Annotated in this window: 12 protein-coding genes; 5 read left to right on the top strand and 7 right to left on the bottom strand. The window is 72.2% G+C overall.

Annotation, left to right across the window (positions count from 1 at the left end; translation table 11 throughout):
* Nucleotides 1–38: 38 nt before the first annotated feature.
* Entirely contained in the window at nt 39–1220 is a 1182-nt protein-coding gene (locus ACIGW4_RS34550; RefSeq protein ID WP_123459384.1) for an ROK family transcriptional regulator, read from the bottom strand.
* Nucleotides 1221–1690: 470 nt separating this feature from the next.
* Complete coding sequence (locus ACIGW4_RS34545) at nt 1691–2524, bottom strand: class II glutamine amidotransferase (RefSeq protein ID WP_399585389.1); 834 nt, start codon at nt 2522–2524, stop codon at nt 1691–1693.
* A gap of 464 nt (nt 2525–2988) precedes the next feature.
* On the opposite strand from ACIGW4_RS34545, the gene ACIGW4_RS34540 reads away from it, so the two are divergent.
* Genes ACIGW4_RS34540 through ACIGW4_RS34530 form a run of 3 tightly spaced genes read left to right on the top strand, consistent with a single transcriptional unit; the run spans nt 2989 to nt 7996 of the window.
* Complete coding sequence (locus tag ACIGW4_RS34540; RefSeq protein WP_260174877.1) at nt 2989–4152, top strand: glutamate--cysteine ligase; 1164 nt, start codon at nt 2989–2991, stop codon at nt 4150–4152.
* 56 nt (nt 4153–4208) lie between these two features.
* A complete protein-coding gene (locus ACIGW4_RS34535; RefSeq protein WP_123459381.1) occupies nt 4209–5993 on the top strand; it encodes an N-acetylglutaminylglutamine amidotransferase in 1785 nt (594 codons plus the stop codon).
* The gene (locus ACIGW4_RS34530) at nt 5966–7996 is read left to right on the top strand and encodes an alpha/beta fold hydrolase (protein WP_399585385.1); all 2031 of its coding nucleotides are present in this window, start codon (nt 5966–5968) and stop codon (nt 7994–7996) included. Before ACIGW4_RS34535 ends, ACIGW4_RS34530 begins: the two co-directional genes overlap by 28 nt.
* Nucleotides 7997–8268: 272 nt before the next feature.
* On the opposite strand, the gene ACIGW4_RS34525 is transcribed toward ACIGW4_RS34530, so the two are convergent.
* From ACIGW4_RS34525 to ACIGW4_RS34515, 3 genes are all read right to left on the bottom strand, one after another.
* Nucleotides 8269–9474, bottom strand: a complete 1206-nt coding sequence (locus ACIGW4_RS34525) for an amidohydrolase (protein WP_399585382.1) — start codon at nt 9472–9474, stop codon at nt 8269–8271.
* Nucleotides 9475–9694: 220 nt separating this feature from the next.
* Nucleotides 9695–9895: a hypothetical protein gene (locus tag ACIGW4_RS34520; protein ID WP_123459378.1), complete on the bottom strand. Its 201-nt coding sequence runs from the start codon at nt 9893–9895 to the stop codon at nt 9695–9697.
* Between the two features lie 81 nt (nt 9896–9976).
* The gene (locus ACIGW4_RS34515) at nt 9977–10303 is read right to left on the bottom strand and encodes a plasmid stabilization protein (RefSeq protein WP_399585380.1); all 327 of its coding nucleotides are present in this window, start codon (nt 10301–10303) and stop codon (nt 9977–9979) included.
* Nucleotides 10304–10975: 672 nt separating this feature from the next.
* On the opposite strand from ACIGW4_RS34515, the gene ACIGW4_RS34510 reads away from it, so the two are divergent.
* Entirely contained in the window at nt 10976–13219 is a 2244-nt protein-coding gene (locus ACIGW4_RS34510) for an FG-GAP repeat domain-containing protein (RefSeq protein WP_399585377.1), read from the top strand.
* Between the two features lie 709 nt (nt 13220–13928).
* On the opposite strand, the gene ACIGW4_RS34505 is transcribed toward ACIGW4_RS34510, so the two are convergent.
* On the bottom strand, nt 13929–14183 hold the full coding sequence (locus ACIGW4_RS34505; protein WP_123459372.1) for a hypothetical protein: 255 nt from the start codon (nt 14181–14183) through the stop codon (nt 13929–13931).
* Entirely contained in the window at nt 14183–14395 is a 213-nt protein-coding gene (locus tag ACIGW4_RS34500; protein WP_399585373.1) for a hypothetical protein, read from the bottom strand. The genes ACIGW4_RS34505 and ACIGW4_RS34500 overlap by 1 nt, the downstream gene beginning before the upstream one ends.
* A 1245-nt stretch (nt 14396–15640) precedes the next feature.
* Here ACIGW4_RS34500 and ACIGW4_RS34495 point away from each other — a divergent pair.
* On the top strand, nt 15641–15781 hold the full coding sequence (locus tag ACIGW4_RS34495) for a hypothetical protein (RefSeq protein WP_399585371.1): 141 nt from the start codon (nt 15641–15643) through the stop codon (nt 15779–15781).
* Nucleotides 15782–15938 lie beyond the last annotated feature (157 nt).

The following is a 15938-nucleotide window of genomic DNA, read 5'->3' as shown; positions in this document are numbered from 1 at the left end:
GCCGAAGGAGTGGTGGGGCCGGGCGGGGCCCGGCGGGGTCAGGCCGGTGAGAAGACGTGATCGCTGATGAGGCGGGCCGCGCCGATCACTCCGGCGGTGGGGCCCAACTCGCCCAGCACGATGGGGAGGTTGCCGGTCGCGAGCGGCAGCGACTGGCGGTAGACCTGGGTGCGGACGCTGGCCAGCAGGGTGTGGCCGAGCCCGGTGACGCCGCCGCCGATGACGACGAGCCCCGGGTTGAAGAAGCTGACGAGCCCGGCGATGACCTGGCCCAGCCGCTGTCCGCCCTCGCGGATCAGCTCCAGGGCCACGGTGTCGCCCGCCGCCGCGGCCGCCGAGACGTCCGCGGCCGTCAGCTCCCCGGCTGCCTCCAGCCGAGCGGCGAGCTGCGCCGACCGGCCCGAGCGCGCCGCGTCCTCCGCGTCGCGGGCCAGCGCCGCACCGCTGAAGTGCGCTTCCAGACAGCCCAGGTTGCCGCAGGCGCAGGCCCGTCCGTCCGGCTGGACCTGGATGTGTCCGATGTCGCCGGCGCTGCCCGTCGTACCGCGGTAGACCTGGCCGCCGATCACGATGCCGCAGCCGATGCCGGTACCGATCTTGACGCAGAGGTAATCGCCGACGGAGCGGGCGACGCCCGCGTGCTGCTCCCCCATCGCCATGAGATTCACGTCGTTGTCGACCATCACCGGACAGCCGAGGTCCTGGCTGAGGGCCTCGCGGACGGGGAAGCCGTCCCAGCCGGGCATGATCGGCGGTGCGACGGGCACGCCCTCGGGGAAGCGGACGGGACCGGGCACGCCGATGCCCGCGCCGTCGAAACCCTCCGCGACCCCCGATGCCTTCAGCTTGTCCGCCATGGCCAGCACCCGCTCGAAGACGGCGACGGGCCCTTCGCGGACGTCCACGGGCTGGTTCAGGTGTCCCAGGACCTCCAGCTCGGCGTTGGTGACGGCGACGTCGATCGAGGTGGCCCCGATGTCGACCCCGAGGAAGCGCAGCGCCGGGGCGAGGCGGAGGTTGTGCGAGCGTCGTCCGCCGCGTGAGGCGGCGAGCCCGTCCGCGACCACCAGCCCCGTCTCCAGCAGCCGGTCCACCTCGACCGCCAGCTTGGAACGGGACAGGTCCACCAGATCTCCCAGCTGCGCACGGGAGTTGGGCCCCCCGTCGCGCAACAGGCGCAGCAGCCGCGCTTGGTGCACGTTCGCGGGTCGAGCAGTCATCCGTCTCACGAATCCCTCCCCTCCCCCGCCTCCGGCTGGGGGCCCGAATACCTGTCTGCGGCGGCTGATCCGTCGGGCTTTCGAGAGGAACGTAGCAGTGCTCCGCCGACCTGGGAACTACTTGAGCAGGAAACAGACAAGACTTCTTCCACTCCCAGGACAAAGAGCCTCCTCTGCCAGGCCGACGGAACGACCCCTCCGGGAGAAGGAGGCCGTCACACCGCGGGTAAGAGGTGGATCAGGGGACGATCTGGTCCTGCCGCACTCACCTGCGCGGCGTCTCGGCCCTGTCGATCCCGAGCCCGGACGCGACGACCCTCACCGCGGACCAGGGCTGCCGTTCGCGCCTTCCGGGGGGTGAGGACCCCAGGGCGCGGCTCTGGGTTCTGCGTGGTCGTGAGGATGGCCGCGGGCCTGGGGCCCGGACCGGACCGGCGGCCGTAGGGACCGTCCGCGTGCGCGGTTCAGCCTTACGCGGGCGCGGGGGCGAAGGGATGCAGTTCGTCGGAGCCTGGTCGGACGAATCTGTAGCTGCTTTCCGGTACCTCGTTCCACGCGCCGGGCAGGTTGTCGAGGGGCTCGGACACGATGAGGCGCGTCTCCGGGGAGATGTCCCGCAGGAAGGAGACGTCGGGGTGCAGCCCTCGCAAGTCCTCCACCCGGCTGCCGTAGAACAGCGAGCGTGACGCCCGTTCGGTGGAGTAGCGGAAGGCCCAGAGCTGTTCCCCCTCGGTGATGGCGAGCGTCATCTGGAGGGGGAACTCCACCCCGTGCTCACGGCCGACCCGTTCCACCTCCCCCGCCATGCGCGCCACGGCGGCGGGCGGGTCCCGGTCCAGGCCATAGGTGAGGGCCAGGTAGAACATCACCTCGGAGTCCGTCGTGCCTTCGAGATGGGCGAAGAGGGAGGGGTCTATCAGCAGGATGAGGTCGCGGCGCATGAGGTGGAAGCCGGTGATGGCGCCGTTGTGCATGAACATCCAGCGGCCGTACCGGAAGGGGTGGCAGTTCGACTGCTGCACGGCCGTCCCGGTCGACGCCCGGATGTGGGCGAAGAAGAGCGGGGACCGGACGTGGTCCGCCAGTTCCCGCAGGTTCCGGTTGTTCCAGGCGGGGCCGACGTCCCTCAGGAGCGCCGGGGTGCTGCTTTCGTTCGTGTACCAGCCGACGCCGAACCCGTCGCCGTTCGTGGTCTCGAGGCCGAGTCTGGCGAACCGGCTCTGATCGATCAGGGAATGCGTCGGTCTGTACAGGATGGTGTCGAGCAGCACTGGTGTTCCCGAATACGCGAGCCATCGACACATGCGTGATCACCTGTGTCCCTGTGGCGCGGCGAAGAGGGACGTTCCCGCTCCTTCGGCGCCGCACCGGCCGGCGTCCACCCCGCCGTCGTGGCCGGACACCGGTGCCGCTCCAAGAGCTCCTGCAGGGAACGTCGCTCCTCCCACTGCTCCACGGGGTTCCGTAGCGAACCCGTCCGACTCTCATTCTCGGCCTTGCCCCCGGACGTCGCCACGCGATCCCCGGCCTCCTGCCGACCCGGGTGTCCGAGGGCCGGGCCCGTCGGCCCGTCACGCGGCCGTCGAGACCGGGCGGAGTGGCCGGGCCGCCCCCGACGCCGCACCATGGATAGAGATGCTCGAATGAGCGGCTGACTTATCATGAGAGCGATTTTGCTTAGATCGCGACCGTCGGGGAACCCGCACCAGCAGAGTCGTCAGCCAGATTGCGACCGGTCCGAGAATCGTCGAGCTTTCCAGGAGTCACCGTGGTCGTCCGAATGGGCGTCGAAGAGGAATTCCATGTGATCGACGCCGAGAGCGGCGCACTCACCCCTCGGGCGGACGCCGTCCTCAGACGGCTTTCCCGGCACGGGGACGAGTTCACGCGGGAGCTGCCCCGATCGGTCGTCGAGTCGAACAGCGGGGTGCACGCCTCCCCCGACGGGCTGTACGCGGACCTCTCCGCGTCGCGACGGCTCCTGGACGCGGCCGCCTCCTCCCAGGGCCTCGCGGTCCTGGCGGCGGGGACGCCCCCGATCGCCCGCCTCGGCGCCGTACGGGCGACGGACTCCCCCCGCTACCTCGCCATGGCGGAGGACTACCGCCGGGTTGCCGACGAGCAGCTGATCTGCGGCGCCCAGGTGCACGTCGACGTCCCCGACAGGGACACCGCGGTCCGGGCGCTCTGCGTGCTGAACCCCTGGGTTCCGCCCCTCCTGGCGTTGTCCGCGAGTTCGCCCTACTGGCTCGGGACCGACACGGGCTACGCGAGCTGGCGCAGCATGATCTGGCAGCGCTGGCCCACCTCGGGCCCCGCCGGATGCTTCACCGGCGCCGCGGACTACGACGCGGCCGTCGACGAGCTGATCGGCTCCGGCGTCATCAGCGACGCGGGGATGATCTATTACGACGTCCGCCCCTCCGCGCACCTGTCGACGCTCGAACTGCGCGTCTGCGACGCCTGTCCCCGCGTCGAGACGGTGGTGCTGGTCGCGGTCCTCTTCCGGGCGCTCGTCGTCGACGCCTGCGCGCGCGTCGAAGCCGCGGGCGGCGAGCGCTGCGCCGACAGACACGAGTGGTTGCGGGCGGCGACGTGGCGGGCAGCCCGCTCCGGCCTCGAGGGGGACCTGGTCGACCCGGTCACCCGCAGGCCGGCGCCGGCGCCGGAGGTCGTACGCGCCATGCTCCGCCACCTGCGTCCGACGCTGGAGGCGTACGGGGACTGGGAGACCGCCCGGAGCCTGGCCGAGGAGGCACTGGCCCGCGGCAGCGCCGCCCACCGCCTCCGCCGCGCGGCGGCCGGGGCCGACCTGCTCGCGGCCGTGGACCTGCTCCTGGCCGAGACTCGCGGTGAGAACCGGAGCGGACGCAGGCGGGCGGACGCCGCTCTCACGACGCCCCGCTTCCGGGCGTGGGGCGTGCCGGCGTAAGGCCGCCCGAGCATGACGAACTTCGTACCTGTGTCCGATCGTCAAGGAGATTGTGCATGTGTGGATTGAGCGGTGAGATCCGCTTCGACAAGAGACCGGCGGACGTGGCCGCCGTCGAGCGCATGACCGACCGGATGGCGGCCCGCGGCCCCGACGGCCGGGGCGTGTGGTCACAGGGGGCGGTCGCCCTCGGGCACCGCCGTCTGAAGATCATCGACCTGTCCGAGCGGGGCGCCCAGCCGATGACCGACAGCGAGGCAGCGCTGACCTGTGTCTTCAACGGCTGCGTCTACAACTACCGGCAGCTCCGCGAGGAACTGCGGGGGTTCGGCCACCACTTCGACACCACTTCCGACACCGAAGTGGTGATCAAGGCCTACCGCCAGTGGGGATGCGACTTCGTCCAGCACCTCGTGGGCATGTTCGCCGTGGCGCTGGTGGAGCACGAGACGGGGCGGCTCGTGCTCGCCCGCGACCGGTTGGGCATCAAGCCCCTCTACCTGGCCGAACTGCCCGGCCGGCTGCGCTTCGCCTCGACGCTCCCCGCGCTCCTCGCGGGCGGCGGGGTGGACACGGCCCTCGACCCGGTGGCGGTGCACCAGTACATGAGCTGGCACGCGACCGTGGCTCCGCCCCGTACCGTCCTGGCCGGCGTGCGCAAGCTTCCGCCGGCCACCGTACGCGTGGTGCAGCCGGACGGCACCCATCGCGACCACTGCTACTGGCAGCCTTCCTACACGCGCCGCAGCGCGTTCGCGGGGATGGGGCCGGACGACTGGAGGGACGCCGTCCTCGACGCGCTCCGCACGGCGGTGCGGCGACGGATGGTGGGCGACGTGCCCGTCGGCGTCCTGCTCTCGGGCGGCCTCGACTCCAGCCTCATCGTCGCCCTGCTGGCGGAGGAGGGGCAGAAGGACCTGGCGACGTTCAGCGTGGGCTTCGAGTCGGAGGCGGGTGAGGAGGGCGACGAGTTCGTCTACTCCGACCAGGTCGCACGGCACTTCGGGACCGACCACCACCAGCTGATGGTGCCCTCGGACCGGGTCGCCACCGCCCTGGGCGACGCCATCGCCGCCATGAGCGAACCGATGGTGAGTCACGACACCGTCGCCTTCCACCTGTTGTCGGAGCTGGTCTCCAAGGAGGTCAGCGTCGTCCAGAGCGGCCAGGGGGCGGACGAGGTCTTCGCCGGATACGGCTGGTACCCCGACCTGGCGTCCGTCGAGCGGGACCAGGAGCCCCGCCGTTACGAGGAGGTCTACTTCGACCGCTCGCACGCCGATCTCGCGAAGATCCTGCAACCGCACATGCTGCCCGACCACGACGTGTCCGCGGAGTACGTCCACGCGCACATGGCCGCGCCGGGGGCCGAGACCGCGCTGGACGCGGCACTCCGCCTCGACACCCACGTCATGCTCGTGGACGACCCGGTCAAGCGGGTCGACAACATGACGATGGACTGGGGACTCGAAGCGCGCGTGCCGTTCCTCGACCACGAACTGGTCGAACTCGCGGCCGCCTGCCCGCCGGATCTGAAGCTCGCGGAGGGGGGCAAGGGCGTGCTCAAGCGAGCGGGGCGCACGGTGCTGCCGCGCAACGTCGTGGACCGGCCCAAGGGCTACTTCCCGGTCCCGGCCGTCCGCCACATGGCGGGTCCCGTCCTCGAACGCGTACGGGACGCCCTGTCCGCGCCCGAGGCCCGGGCACGCGGGCTGTTCCGCGACGAGTACGTCGCCTCCCTGCTGGCGGCACCCGACGAACACCGCACGAACCGAGGGGCGAACGCCCTGTGGCAGGCGGCATTGTTGGAGATATGGCTGCAGACGCACGGAATCAACTGAACGCGGCCCTCGCGCCGGCGGCTCCCCTGGTGGAGCCGCTGGCCGACGCCGCCGGCCCTCGGGACGCCCCGCGGCCGCGGGTGGCCCACGGCTGCTGGTACCCGTCCTCCGACCCGCGGGGCGAGCACGTGGCGTTCATCTGCGACCGCGACGGCGCACCGCAGCTCTGGACCGGCCCGGTCGCCGCCGACGACGCCCACCTCCTGGACACCGGCCCGGATCACGTCACGGAGGTCTCCTGGTCCCCGGACGGCAGGTGGATCGCGTACACCGCGGCCCCCGGCGGAAGCGGCCACACCCGGGTGCTCTGCGTCCGCCCCGACGGCTCGGACCGCAGGGTCCTGGCGGGCGCGGAGCCGGGGAGCTCGGCCTATCTGGGGTGCTGGGCGCCGGACGGATCGGCCCTGGCGGTGACGGTCGCCGAGCCCCTCCGGCAGGACGGGGACCCGTTCGTCGACGCCGACCCACCCGCCGGCTGGACGGAACGCGACGGGCACGCCACCCTCCTCGACGCTCCCCGTCCCGGCTCGGCGGCGGGCGACCGGCCGCCGGCCCGTGACCGGCTCACGGCCTATCTCCTCGATCCCGCCGGGACGACCGCGCCCGAACTCCTGGCGGACGAGACGGAGGCGGCGACGCTCCGCGTGTGCGACCTCAGCCAGGACGGGCGCCTGGCCCTGCTGCGCCGCGGACCCCGGGGAAGGCGCGAGGCCGTGGTCATGCGTCGGGCCGACCGGACACCGACGTGCGTCCTGCGGGTGGCGGACGGCGATCCCTGGATCGGCCGCTTCTCGTCCGACGCCCGCACGGTGTGGCTGCGCAGCGACCACGACCGGGAGTTCGCGGCGCTGCTGGCGCTCCGCCTGGACGGCGCCGACGGGCAGAAGGAGCTCTCCGTGGTGGCCGCACACGACGCGTACGACCTCGAACTGCTCGCTGTCGTGGAGAACGGCCGGCGGGCGGCCCTGGCCTGGAACGACGGCGGAGTGAGCCGGCTCGAGACCATTCCCCTGACCGACGGGTGGGCCAGCCCGCCGCCCCGCCGGGTGGAACTGGCCCACGAGGTGGTCACCCGTGTCACGCCGGCGGGGCCGGGCGGGATGATGATCGCGCTTTCGGGTTCCCGCCGCCGTCCCGGCGTGTGGACCGTGACGCCCTCCGCGCCGCCCGCCCGCACCCCGTGGTCGGCGCGCGACCGCGACTCCGTACCGCAGGGGATGGATCCCGTCCGGCCCGTTCCCCTGCGCGCGACCGCCCGCGACGGACTGCTCCTGGGCGGCTGGTACCACCGGGCCCCGGGCCGGGGGCCCGGTGAACCGGCGCCCTGCGTCCTGCATCTGCACGGCGGCCCGGAGGAGCAGGAACGCCCGGTCTTCGACCCGCTCTTCCAGGAACTGCTCGGCCGGGGCCTGGACGTCTTCGCCCCCGACGTCCGCGGCTCCTCCGGCTGGGGCCGTTCCTTCGTCGACGCCGACCTGGGCGAGGGCCGTTTCGCCGCGATCGACGACGTCGCGGACTGTGCGATGCACGCGGTCGCGTCAGGCCTCGCCGACCCTCGTCGCCTGGCCGTGATGGGGCACTCCTACGGCGGCTACCTCACGTTGGCCTCTCTCGTGTGGCACCCGGACCTCTTTCGCACGGGCATCACCGTGTGCGGGATGTCGGACTTCGCCACCTTCTTCGCCGGCACCGAGCCGTGGCTCGCGGAATCGGCCGCTCACAAATACGGTCATCCCGAACGGGACCGGGCCCTCCTGCGCGCGCTGTCGCCCATGAGCCGCGTGGACGAGCTGCGCGTCCCGCTGCTCGCGGTGCACGGGGAGCACGACACCAATGTCCCCCCGGGGGAATCCGAGCAGATCGTCAACGCCGCACGTGCACGGGGGCTGGTGGCGGAACTGCTGCTGCTGCGCGGCGAGGGCCATGACTTCCGGCGTGCCGACAACCGGCGGCTGTTCCGCCGCACCGCTGCGGCGTGGATGCAGCGGTGGCTCCTCGGCTGAGGCGAGGTCGGCCGGGCCACAGGCAGGGGCGGGGCGCGGACCGGCGGGGCCGACGGGCCGTACGCCCACGGGCGCGACGGATCCCGGGGTCCAGGCCGTGCGGCCCGTCGTCTCGTCCTTCTCCCGGCCGTCATCGACGTCAGCACGCTCGGTACCGGCGGCCGTCGGATCGCCCCCTGGATCCGCGCCCCCATCGGATCGACCGTACTCTCCGGTCACCGACGCACCGGCGCCCGGCGGAGGTCCTGTCGCCACTGCCCTGACGCGGGCCCCTACCGCCCCGCTGCGGCCTTCGCCCGCAGACGGGCCCAGGCCTGCTCGCGCACGTCCGGACGCAGCAGGACGTCCGCCGCCGTGCAGGCCAGCGCCTCCGCCGCGGCGGACATCACGCGCCGGGCTCTCGGCCCCGCCGCCGCCTCCGCGAACTCGGGCGTGTGGTCGGAGGCCTCCGGACCCAGGATGGCGATCCACGGGTGGATGCCGGGCACCCGCGTGCTCACGTTTCCGATGTCGGACGACCCCAGGTACACGCCCGCCGTGGGTTCCGACAGACGGATGCCGGCCCGGTCGAGGTGCCCGGCGAACAGGGTCGACAGCACCTCGTTGTCACGGAAGTGCTCGTACCGCCCTCCCACGTCGGTCACCTCCACTCCGGTACGGGTGGCCAGAGCAACGCCCTGCGCACACGACCGCAGCTCCTCCACCAGCTGCTCCAGGGCCGACGTGGTCTCCCCGCGCAGCCCGAAGAGGCCTTCCGCGTAGGCGGGGACGAGGTTCGTCGCCCGGCCGCCCTCCGTCACGATGCCCTGGATGTGCGACCCCATGGGAAGCCGCCTGCTCAGGACACCGAGCGTGTTGAAGAGCTGGATCAGCGCGCCCAGCGCGTCGATCCCCTCGGTCGGGCTGCCGGTCGGGTGCGCGGCGCGGCCGTGGAACCCCACCCGTACCTGCGCGCTGGCCGTCAGCGGCGCCCACGTCCAGTCGTGGACGCCCGGATGGAACATGAGCGCCGCGTCCACTCCCTCGAACAGTCCCGCCGCCACCTCCGCGACCTTGCCACCGCCGCGTTCTTCCGCGGGCGTCCCGACGGCCAGCAGCGTCCCCTCGACCACGCCGAGCGCGGCGCGCAGGGCGAGCGCGGCACCGAGGCCCGCCGCCGCGATCAGATTGTGGCCGCACGCGTGCCCGAGGAGCGGCAGAGCGTCGTACTCCATCAGAAGGGCCACGGAAGGCCCCTCCCGGGCGCTGACGGCCGAACCGGTGCGGGCGACGAACGCGGTCGGCAGGCCGGCCACCCTCCGTTGCACCTCGAAGCCCTCCTGTTCGAGCTCACCCGCCAACAGCCGGGCCGCCCGGTGCTCCTCGTACGCCGTCTCCGGGTCGCGGTGCAGCGCCAGGCTCACCTCCCACAACCGGTCGGCACGGGCCGCCACCTCCTGCCTGATACGGGCGTACAGGGACTCCGGTATCTGTGACACTCGCGCTCCTCAGGACTCTCGGCTCGTCATCCGGCACTCCACGTCGACAGACGGGCGCCACGGCGTGGGGTCACCGTGGAGTCCTCCGTCACGGGCGCACGACCAGGCCGCAGAACCCGCGCCCGCCCGCCGAGGAGCGGGCAGCGGGGCTGCGGCCGTGCCTGTCGGGCGCGCCTGCCGCCCGTTCCTGTCGTCCGTGCCTGTCGTCGTGGCCCTTCGGTCAGGCGCCCGCGCCCTTCTGGTCGGGCGGGGTGCCGCCCCCTTCGCCGCCGCCCCGGTCGCCCTTGTCGGTGCCGTGGGCCGGGCCGGAGGACTTCTCCGCGCCTTCCTGCTTCTGCCGCGCCTTGAGGGCCGCGACATCCTCCGGCGTGGCCGCTCCCCTGCCGCTGCGCCGCTGTTCGGGCTGCTGGGGTTTGCTCATCGTGTCCTCCTGGAAAGAACCGGCAAGGCCTCGCTCCTCGTCACCAGCGATCGGCTCTCCGAGCGCCGTACCGCTGGTGTCTCAGTGGCCGAGGGCGTTCTTGAGCTGCTGCTTGGTCATGGTGGAGCGGCCCTCGATGCCGCGCTTCTTCGCCTCCTGGTAGAGGTCGTCCTTGGTGCGCTCGGACGAGTCGCCGCCCCCGGACCTCTCGCCGCCGCGCTGCGAGGCGGACTTGCCCGAGGTCGAGCTGCGGCCGGCCGACTTGCTCTCGCCCGACCGCGCCCGCTCCTTGTTCACGGTGCGGGAGGCCATCTCCTTGGCACGCCCCTCGGACATGCCCCGCTTCTCACCGGACTCCTTGATGTGCTCGTACTGGCGCTCGCGCTTGGAGCTGCTTCCTCTGGGCATGGGAACACTTCCTTCGTGAGGGATTCCAAGTCCCTGGCAATGCTGCGCGTACCCGGACCGCCACGCATTTCACGCGCACCCGAAGGGGAATCGGAAACCGGGCCGATCCGCTCACCGCGGCCCGTCCGCAGAAGCTCCGGGGGCAGCCCGCCAGGACCTGTCAGACCGTCCTGGTCGAATGGCTGCTGGTAGAAACTGGGCCGTGCCCGCTCCGGAGCCGGCGCGGATGACCCTCCTGCCTGGTGGCCCCGCCCTTCCTCCGCCCCGTCCTTCACCATGGAGTCCGCTCTGCCCCTGCGGACAGGTGTGACCCGCCCTATGTCCCTGCTCTGGCGACCGCGCTCGCGGTCGCGACGCTCACCGGCTGCACGCTGCTGGAACTCGCCAGGGACCGCGAGGGGACCGACGACCGGGTGAAGGAGGTGGCGGGGCTCGGCATCCTCGACTCCCGGCCCGACGGGGCCGCCGTCGCCCGGGGCTTCGAGGGGGGCACCGGGCGATCGACGCCCTGCCCATGACGGCATGGTCGAGCACACGCTGCGGGAGGGGCGAAGACGGCCCGGCTGGGCACTGACCCAACCCCCGAGCTTCCCGTACAACCATTCGAGCTGCTCGCGAGTCCGAGTCGGACACGGCCTTTCCGTGCCGACTCAGACTCGTGGGGGCTCCACCTTGCAACTCCGCACCAACCGCAGCCGTCTCGCCACCGCCGTCACGGCCGTCCTCGCGGTCACCGCCCTCGGCGTCGGCGCGCCGGCGGCCGCCCCGGCCGCGTTCGCGGCGACGTCGGCCCCGTCCGGGCAGGCCGACGCCGCTCTTCCCGTCTTCCCCGAGGGCGCCGACCTCGCGGGCGCGGGCACCTCCGGCTTCCTCAGCTACTCCTACGACCGGGTCGGGACGAAGACCGTGCTGTGGACGCCGTTCGACGGCGGGATGTCGACCCGGCTGAAGGTACCCGAGAACGGTGGTTCCACCGTGGCCGGCAGTGACGTGGTCGTCATCGGCGACGCGGACCGGACCGACGAGATGAGCAAGCTCACCCTGCGGAACATGGCCGACCCCTCCGCGCCGGCCGTTGACATCGACCTCGGTGCGCTGAGCGGCACTTACCTGGCCGTCGTGAGCCCGACGAGCGTGCTCGCGCAGATCAGGAAGGACGACGGCACGTCGGAACTTCACGTCGTGACCAAGGCAGGGACCACGACGACCAGTGGCGAGATCGCGGGCCTGCCGGAGGGGGCCACCGACTTCGCCGGCTCGACGGTCCACGACGGCTCCGTTCTCGTCGGGTACGTGACGGGCCCGGAGGACGAGCGGACCTACGGCCGGGCACTGATCGACGTGGCGGCGGGGACGGTGTCCGCGACCTACTCCGCCGTCCCGTCCTGGTACGGCTCTGCCGGCCTGGTGTTCTCCGCTTCGCACGTGGCCTGGCCCGACCAGACGGACAGCACCGGCCTGTACATCTCGTCCGTCGACCGCAGGACGGGCGAGCAGAGGCGGACCCTTCTCGGCGACCTCTACGGCGAGTGGTCTTACGTGCTCGTCGGCGACTGGCTGGTGTACGGCGAACCCTGGACGCCCGTCCGGGCCGTCTCCCTGACCAGCGGCGAGACCCGCGACCTCGGCATCACCGCTTCGGCCTGGGCGTCCTCGGCCGACAACACCGCGCTGCTGCAGGGCAATCCCGCCTCCGACGACGGGCTGTTCCGCGTCGCGGCCGGGCAGGACGGCACCCCGACCGTCACCAAGGTCGCGGAGCCGGGCAAGCCGGTGATCCCGCTGGAGATCGACGAGGTCCACGTTCCCGGCGTGGCGAACCTCGACAAGTCCCACGGCCGGGTGACCCTGGGCTGGACGCTGTCGCGTGCCGACGCCTACGTGGACGTGACGCTCACGCACATCGCCACCGGCAAGGAGTTCGCCAAGCGTCTGGCCGCACCCACGAGCGGCACTGAGTTCTCCTTCGACTGGGAAGCCGTCTTCGAGGAGGCGACGCCGGATGAGATCAGCTTCGTGGACGCGCCGAACGGCAAGTACGCCGTCGAGGCCGAGGCGACGCTCCTCGACGGCACGGGCGAGCCCGTCCACCAGGGCTGGTTCATGGACATCACCCGGACGTACAACCCGCACGACTTCAACGACAACGGCTCCACCGACGTCCTCGCCCGGGACTCCAACGGTGTGCTGTGGCGCGACGACCTGCAGGACCGGCCGTACTACGGCGAGATCTGGACCGCCAAGACCACTCGTCTCGGCTCGGGCTGGGGGGTGTACAAGCAGATCGAGGCCGTCGGCAACGCCGGCGGCGCCGCCCCCGGCGACCTGATCGCGGTCGACGGCTCCGGCGTGCAGTGGCTCTACCTCGGCAAGGGCGACGGCACCTTCGCCCCCCGGGTCAAGGTCGGCACGGGCTGGCAGATCTACAACAAGATCGCCGGCGGTTCGGACCTCGACGGCGACGGCCGCCCCGACCTGGTGGCCACGGACGGCGCCGGCGCCCTGTGGTTCTACAAGGGCACCGGGAACTACGCCAAGCCGTACGCGCCCCGGGTGAGCCTCGGCGGCGGCTGGCAGATCTACAACCACATCACCGCCGTGGGGAACATCGCCGGCACGGCCGCCGGGGACATGGTCGCCCGCGACACCGCCGGCACCCTCTGGCTCTACCAGGGCAACGGCCGCGGCGGGTTCGCCCCCCGCGTGAAGATCGGCGGCGGTTGGGGTGCCTTCTCCCAGCTCGTCGGTGCCGGGGACCTCGACAACGACGGGCGCCCGGACCTGATCGCGTACGGGACGAGCGGCGAGTACGGCGCGTACGTCTACCGCTCGACGGGCAGTGTCACCGCCCCCTTCAGCCGTCGAACGACGAGCCTGTACAAGTACCAGGGCCGCTCCTACAACCACGTTGCCTGAGCGCTGTCCGTGCATCGGACGGACCGGTTCGCCCACGGCGCCCCTCCTCGTCCCCGCCGAGCGGGGAGGGGCACCGGCATGTCGCGGGACGGATGCGGGGCCGAAGGCCCTGTGACCCGAGGCACCGCCATGCGAGGGCCCGGCCAAGGTGGTCGTGTGGGTGGGGGCCGGTGAGCTGCCGGTGCAGGGCCTCGACCCGGGAGCGGACCAGGCCGTCGCGGTAGGGGCCGGGGAGCCGGTCGAGTACGCCGGCGGCCGTCTCGGCCGCCGGCATGGGGTCGCCGTCCGCGCGCAGACACGCGGCGGTGACCACGGCCAGGAGCGCCCGGGTCATCACGGACGGAGAGCCAGGCGGTCATCCGCCGGTCCCCGGACTCACGGGCGGCCCGCTGCGCGGTGGCGAACCAGCGATGTGCGCCGCGCTGGTCACCGCGGTCGTGCCGGGCGATCGCGACGAGTGCGGACGCCTGCGAGTCGACCGTCGTCCACTCCTCCCCCGCCCCGTAGCCGTGGGCTCCTGGAACTGACTGTGCTCCGCCGGTCGAGACGGGTCACACGGGGGACGGCCGACGACCGGTCGGCACGCTCACCAGGAACCACCACCGTAGGGCCTGCGCGGCACCGTGGCTTGGGTCGACGAGAGGATGACCAGGAGGAGTCACCGAGCAACGCCGATGGTGACCAGCACGTCGACGAGAGGGGTCCGAGTTCAGTCGACCTCGACGTAGGCGACGAGGATGATCGTGCCGACGACGGTGGGGATGTAGACGATCCGGACCCGATCGTCGCGGTACTCCCACTCGAGCTTGCCCTCCACGCGGGTGCCGACCCGGTGGTCGAGGGAGAGCCGGACGATCGCGGCGTCGAGTACCTCACGGTCGGCGTCGCTCATCGCTTCGATCTGCCGCTCGGCGACGTCGTGGAGAACGATGTGCGCCCGCCAGGGACCGTGCTTGGGCGGCATCAGGCGGCGCCCGGGGTCCGGTCGGCATCCTGGTCGCCGAGACCGTACCGGGCCTGGATGTCGGCGTACGGGGTGGCCTTGGACAGGTCGATGCCCTCGGCGGCGAGCTGCGCGAGGGCGTAGGCGAGCATGCCCTCGCCGGCCGCGGCATGCTCGCGGGCGGAATCGCGCAGCTGCTGCGCCTCGTCCTCGTCGAAGATCAGGTGCGCCACGGCGGCCTCCTCGCTGCTCGGTTACGCCCTCGAGGCTAGCGCAGGGGGACGTTCCCCGACCGAGGGTCTTCACCGAATCGACTGAGCGACGCGGAGACGATGGACTCGATCTCGGCGTCCCGGCGGTCGATCTCCGCGCGGATCTCTTCGGCCTCGACGCAGAGGAGCTCGGCGCCGTCAGGCCGACCGGTTCGGATCGGCGACGCTGATCGGGTATCGCCCTGACCGCCGTGGTGCTGGCGACGGAACGGATCGCCGAGGTCTCCGTTCCCGCGGGCCGATCTTGTTCTCAGGCGCACGGGCCGGGTGCGGGCGGTGGCTTCCTCACGCAGGTACCAGGCGGGTGGACGGACTGGCCGCGCTCGAAGCGGCTGCTGCCTCTCTCGTAGTAGCCGCGGATCGGTTTCTGGCGTCGGGCGCAGAATGACGAACTGGACCGGTGACGCTGGGAGGCTTTCTCGGTCAGGGCGGGCTCCAAGGCCGTCCGGACCGAAGCACCGGTCGAGAGATCCGTTCAGCCGATGGCGAAGCGCTGGTTCTGGGCGCCTCGGTCGCGGCGGACAGTGCGGTAGTAGCCGTTGTCCTGCTGGTGGAGGCAGCGGCCCGTGCCGACGCTTCGGAGCATGACGGCGCTGCGGGCGGCGGGCTGGGGAAGATCCGGCGGAGCTCGTTGACCAGCTCGGGCGGCGGTGGCGGAGCGGTAGCGGCCTCGGCCTGGACGTACGCCATGGCCTCGGGTCCGAGGAGCAGCTCGTGGCACTCGAGGGGGTCGGTCATGCGCTCCTGACGTGCCGGGGCCGGAGCAGTGACGCCGACGCGGGGGTGGTGGCCCCGCCCGTCAGGCACGAGACCACCACCGGCAACGTGCCCGCAGCTACTCCGGGGTGAGTTCCCCGCGGAGCGCCTGGCCGACATGGGCCGGACTCAGCCCGATCGCGCGGGCGATCGTGTCCCTGTCGACACCACGCGCGTGCGCGGCACGCATGAAGGAGTTCCGGCGGGCGACGAGAGCCCGGCGACGATCACGGGACGCGACCGTGCGCTGAAGAAGACGCGCCCAGTGCAGGAGCATGCGTCCGGTCCAGAGGGTGATGGGTCGGGGTGCGGGTGCGGTCGGATTGGCCAACGGGTCCCCCTCGCGATCGACACGGATGTCGCTACCGAATGTGGCGGGGCCCCAAGTCCGGCCACAAGGGCGTAAATCCAGCCGTCGTGACAGGTGGGACGGGTGAGAGGATCGGCTGTATGAGTGAGTGGGGGATCGCCCTGATCGCCGCCGGGCCGGTCATCTCGGGCGGCACCGTGACGGGGTTCTTCGTGTGGAAGGCCGGCCACCGGCGGGCCGTGGCGGCGGGGCCGCAGGGCAGGCGCGGGCAGCCGCGCTGATATCGAGCGTCCAGGCCGACCTCGCTATCGAGCCGGCGACGACAGCGCGATCCGGCGCCTGCCCCCCCCGTTACCTTCTTCGTGGCTCCGCAATGGGGCTACCGGCCTTCGGGTCCGGCATGACTTCCCCCTCCTGTTGTTGATGATCCGGGGGGTG

Source organism: Streptomyces sp. NPDC053513, from assembly GCF_044544765.1.
In the GTDB taxonomy this organism is placed as follows: Bacteria; Actinomycetota; Actinomycetes; order Streptomycetales; family Streptomycetaceae; genus Streptomyces; species Streptomyces litmocidini.
Note: the sequence above shows the minus strand (reverse complement) of the source record. Positions and strands in the feature narration are given on the sequence as shown.

Coding starts and splice junctions, on each gene's coding strand:
- ACIGW4_RS34550 (WP_123459384.1), bottom strand. CDS start 1,220: ATGACTGCTCGACCCGCGAACGTGCACCAAGCGCGGCTGCTGCGCCTG.
- ACIGW4_RS34545 (WP_399585389.1), bottom strand. CDS start 2,524: ATGTGTCGATGGCTCGCGTATTCGGGAACACCAGTGCTGCTCGACACC.
- ACIGW4_RS34520 (WP_123459378.1), bottom strand. CDS start 9,895: ATGAGCAAACCCCAGCAGCCCGAACAGCGGCGCAGCGGCAGGGGAGCG.
- ACIGW4_RS34515 (WP_399585380.1), bottom strand. CDS start 10,303: ATGCCCAGAGGAAGCAGCTCCAAGCGCGAGCGCCAGTACGAGCACATC.
- ACIGW4_RS34530 (WP_399585385.1), top strand. CDS start 5,966: ATGGCTGCAGACGCACGGAATCAACTGAACGCGGCCCTCGCGCCGGCG.
- ACIGW4_RS34495 (WP_399585371.1), top strand. CDS start 15,641: ATGAGTGAGTGGGGGATCGCCCTGATCGCCGCCGGGCCGGTCATCTCG.
- ACIGW4_RS34535 (WP_123459381.1), top strand. CDS start 4,209: ATGTGTGGATTGAGCGGTGAGATCCGCTTCGACAAGAGACCGGCGGAC.
- ACIGW4_RS34505 (WP_123459372.1), bottom strand. CDS start 14,183: ATGCCGCCCAAGCACGGTCCCTGGCGGGCGCACATCGTTCTCCACGAC.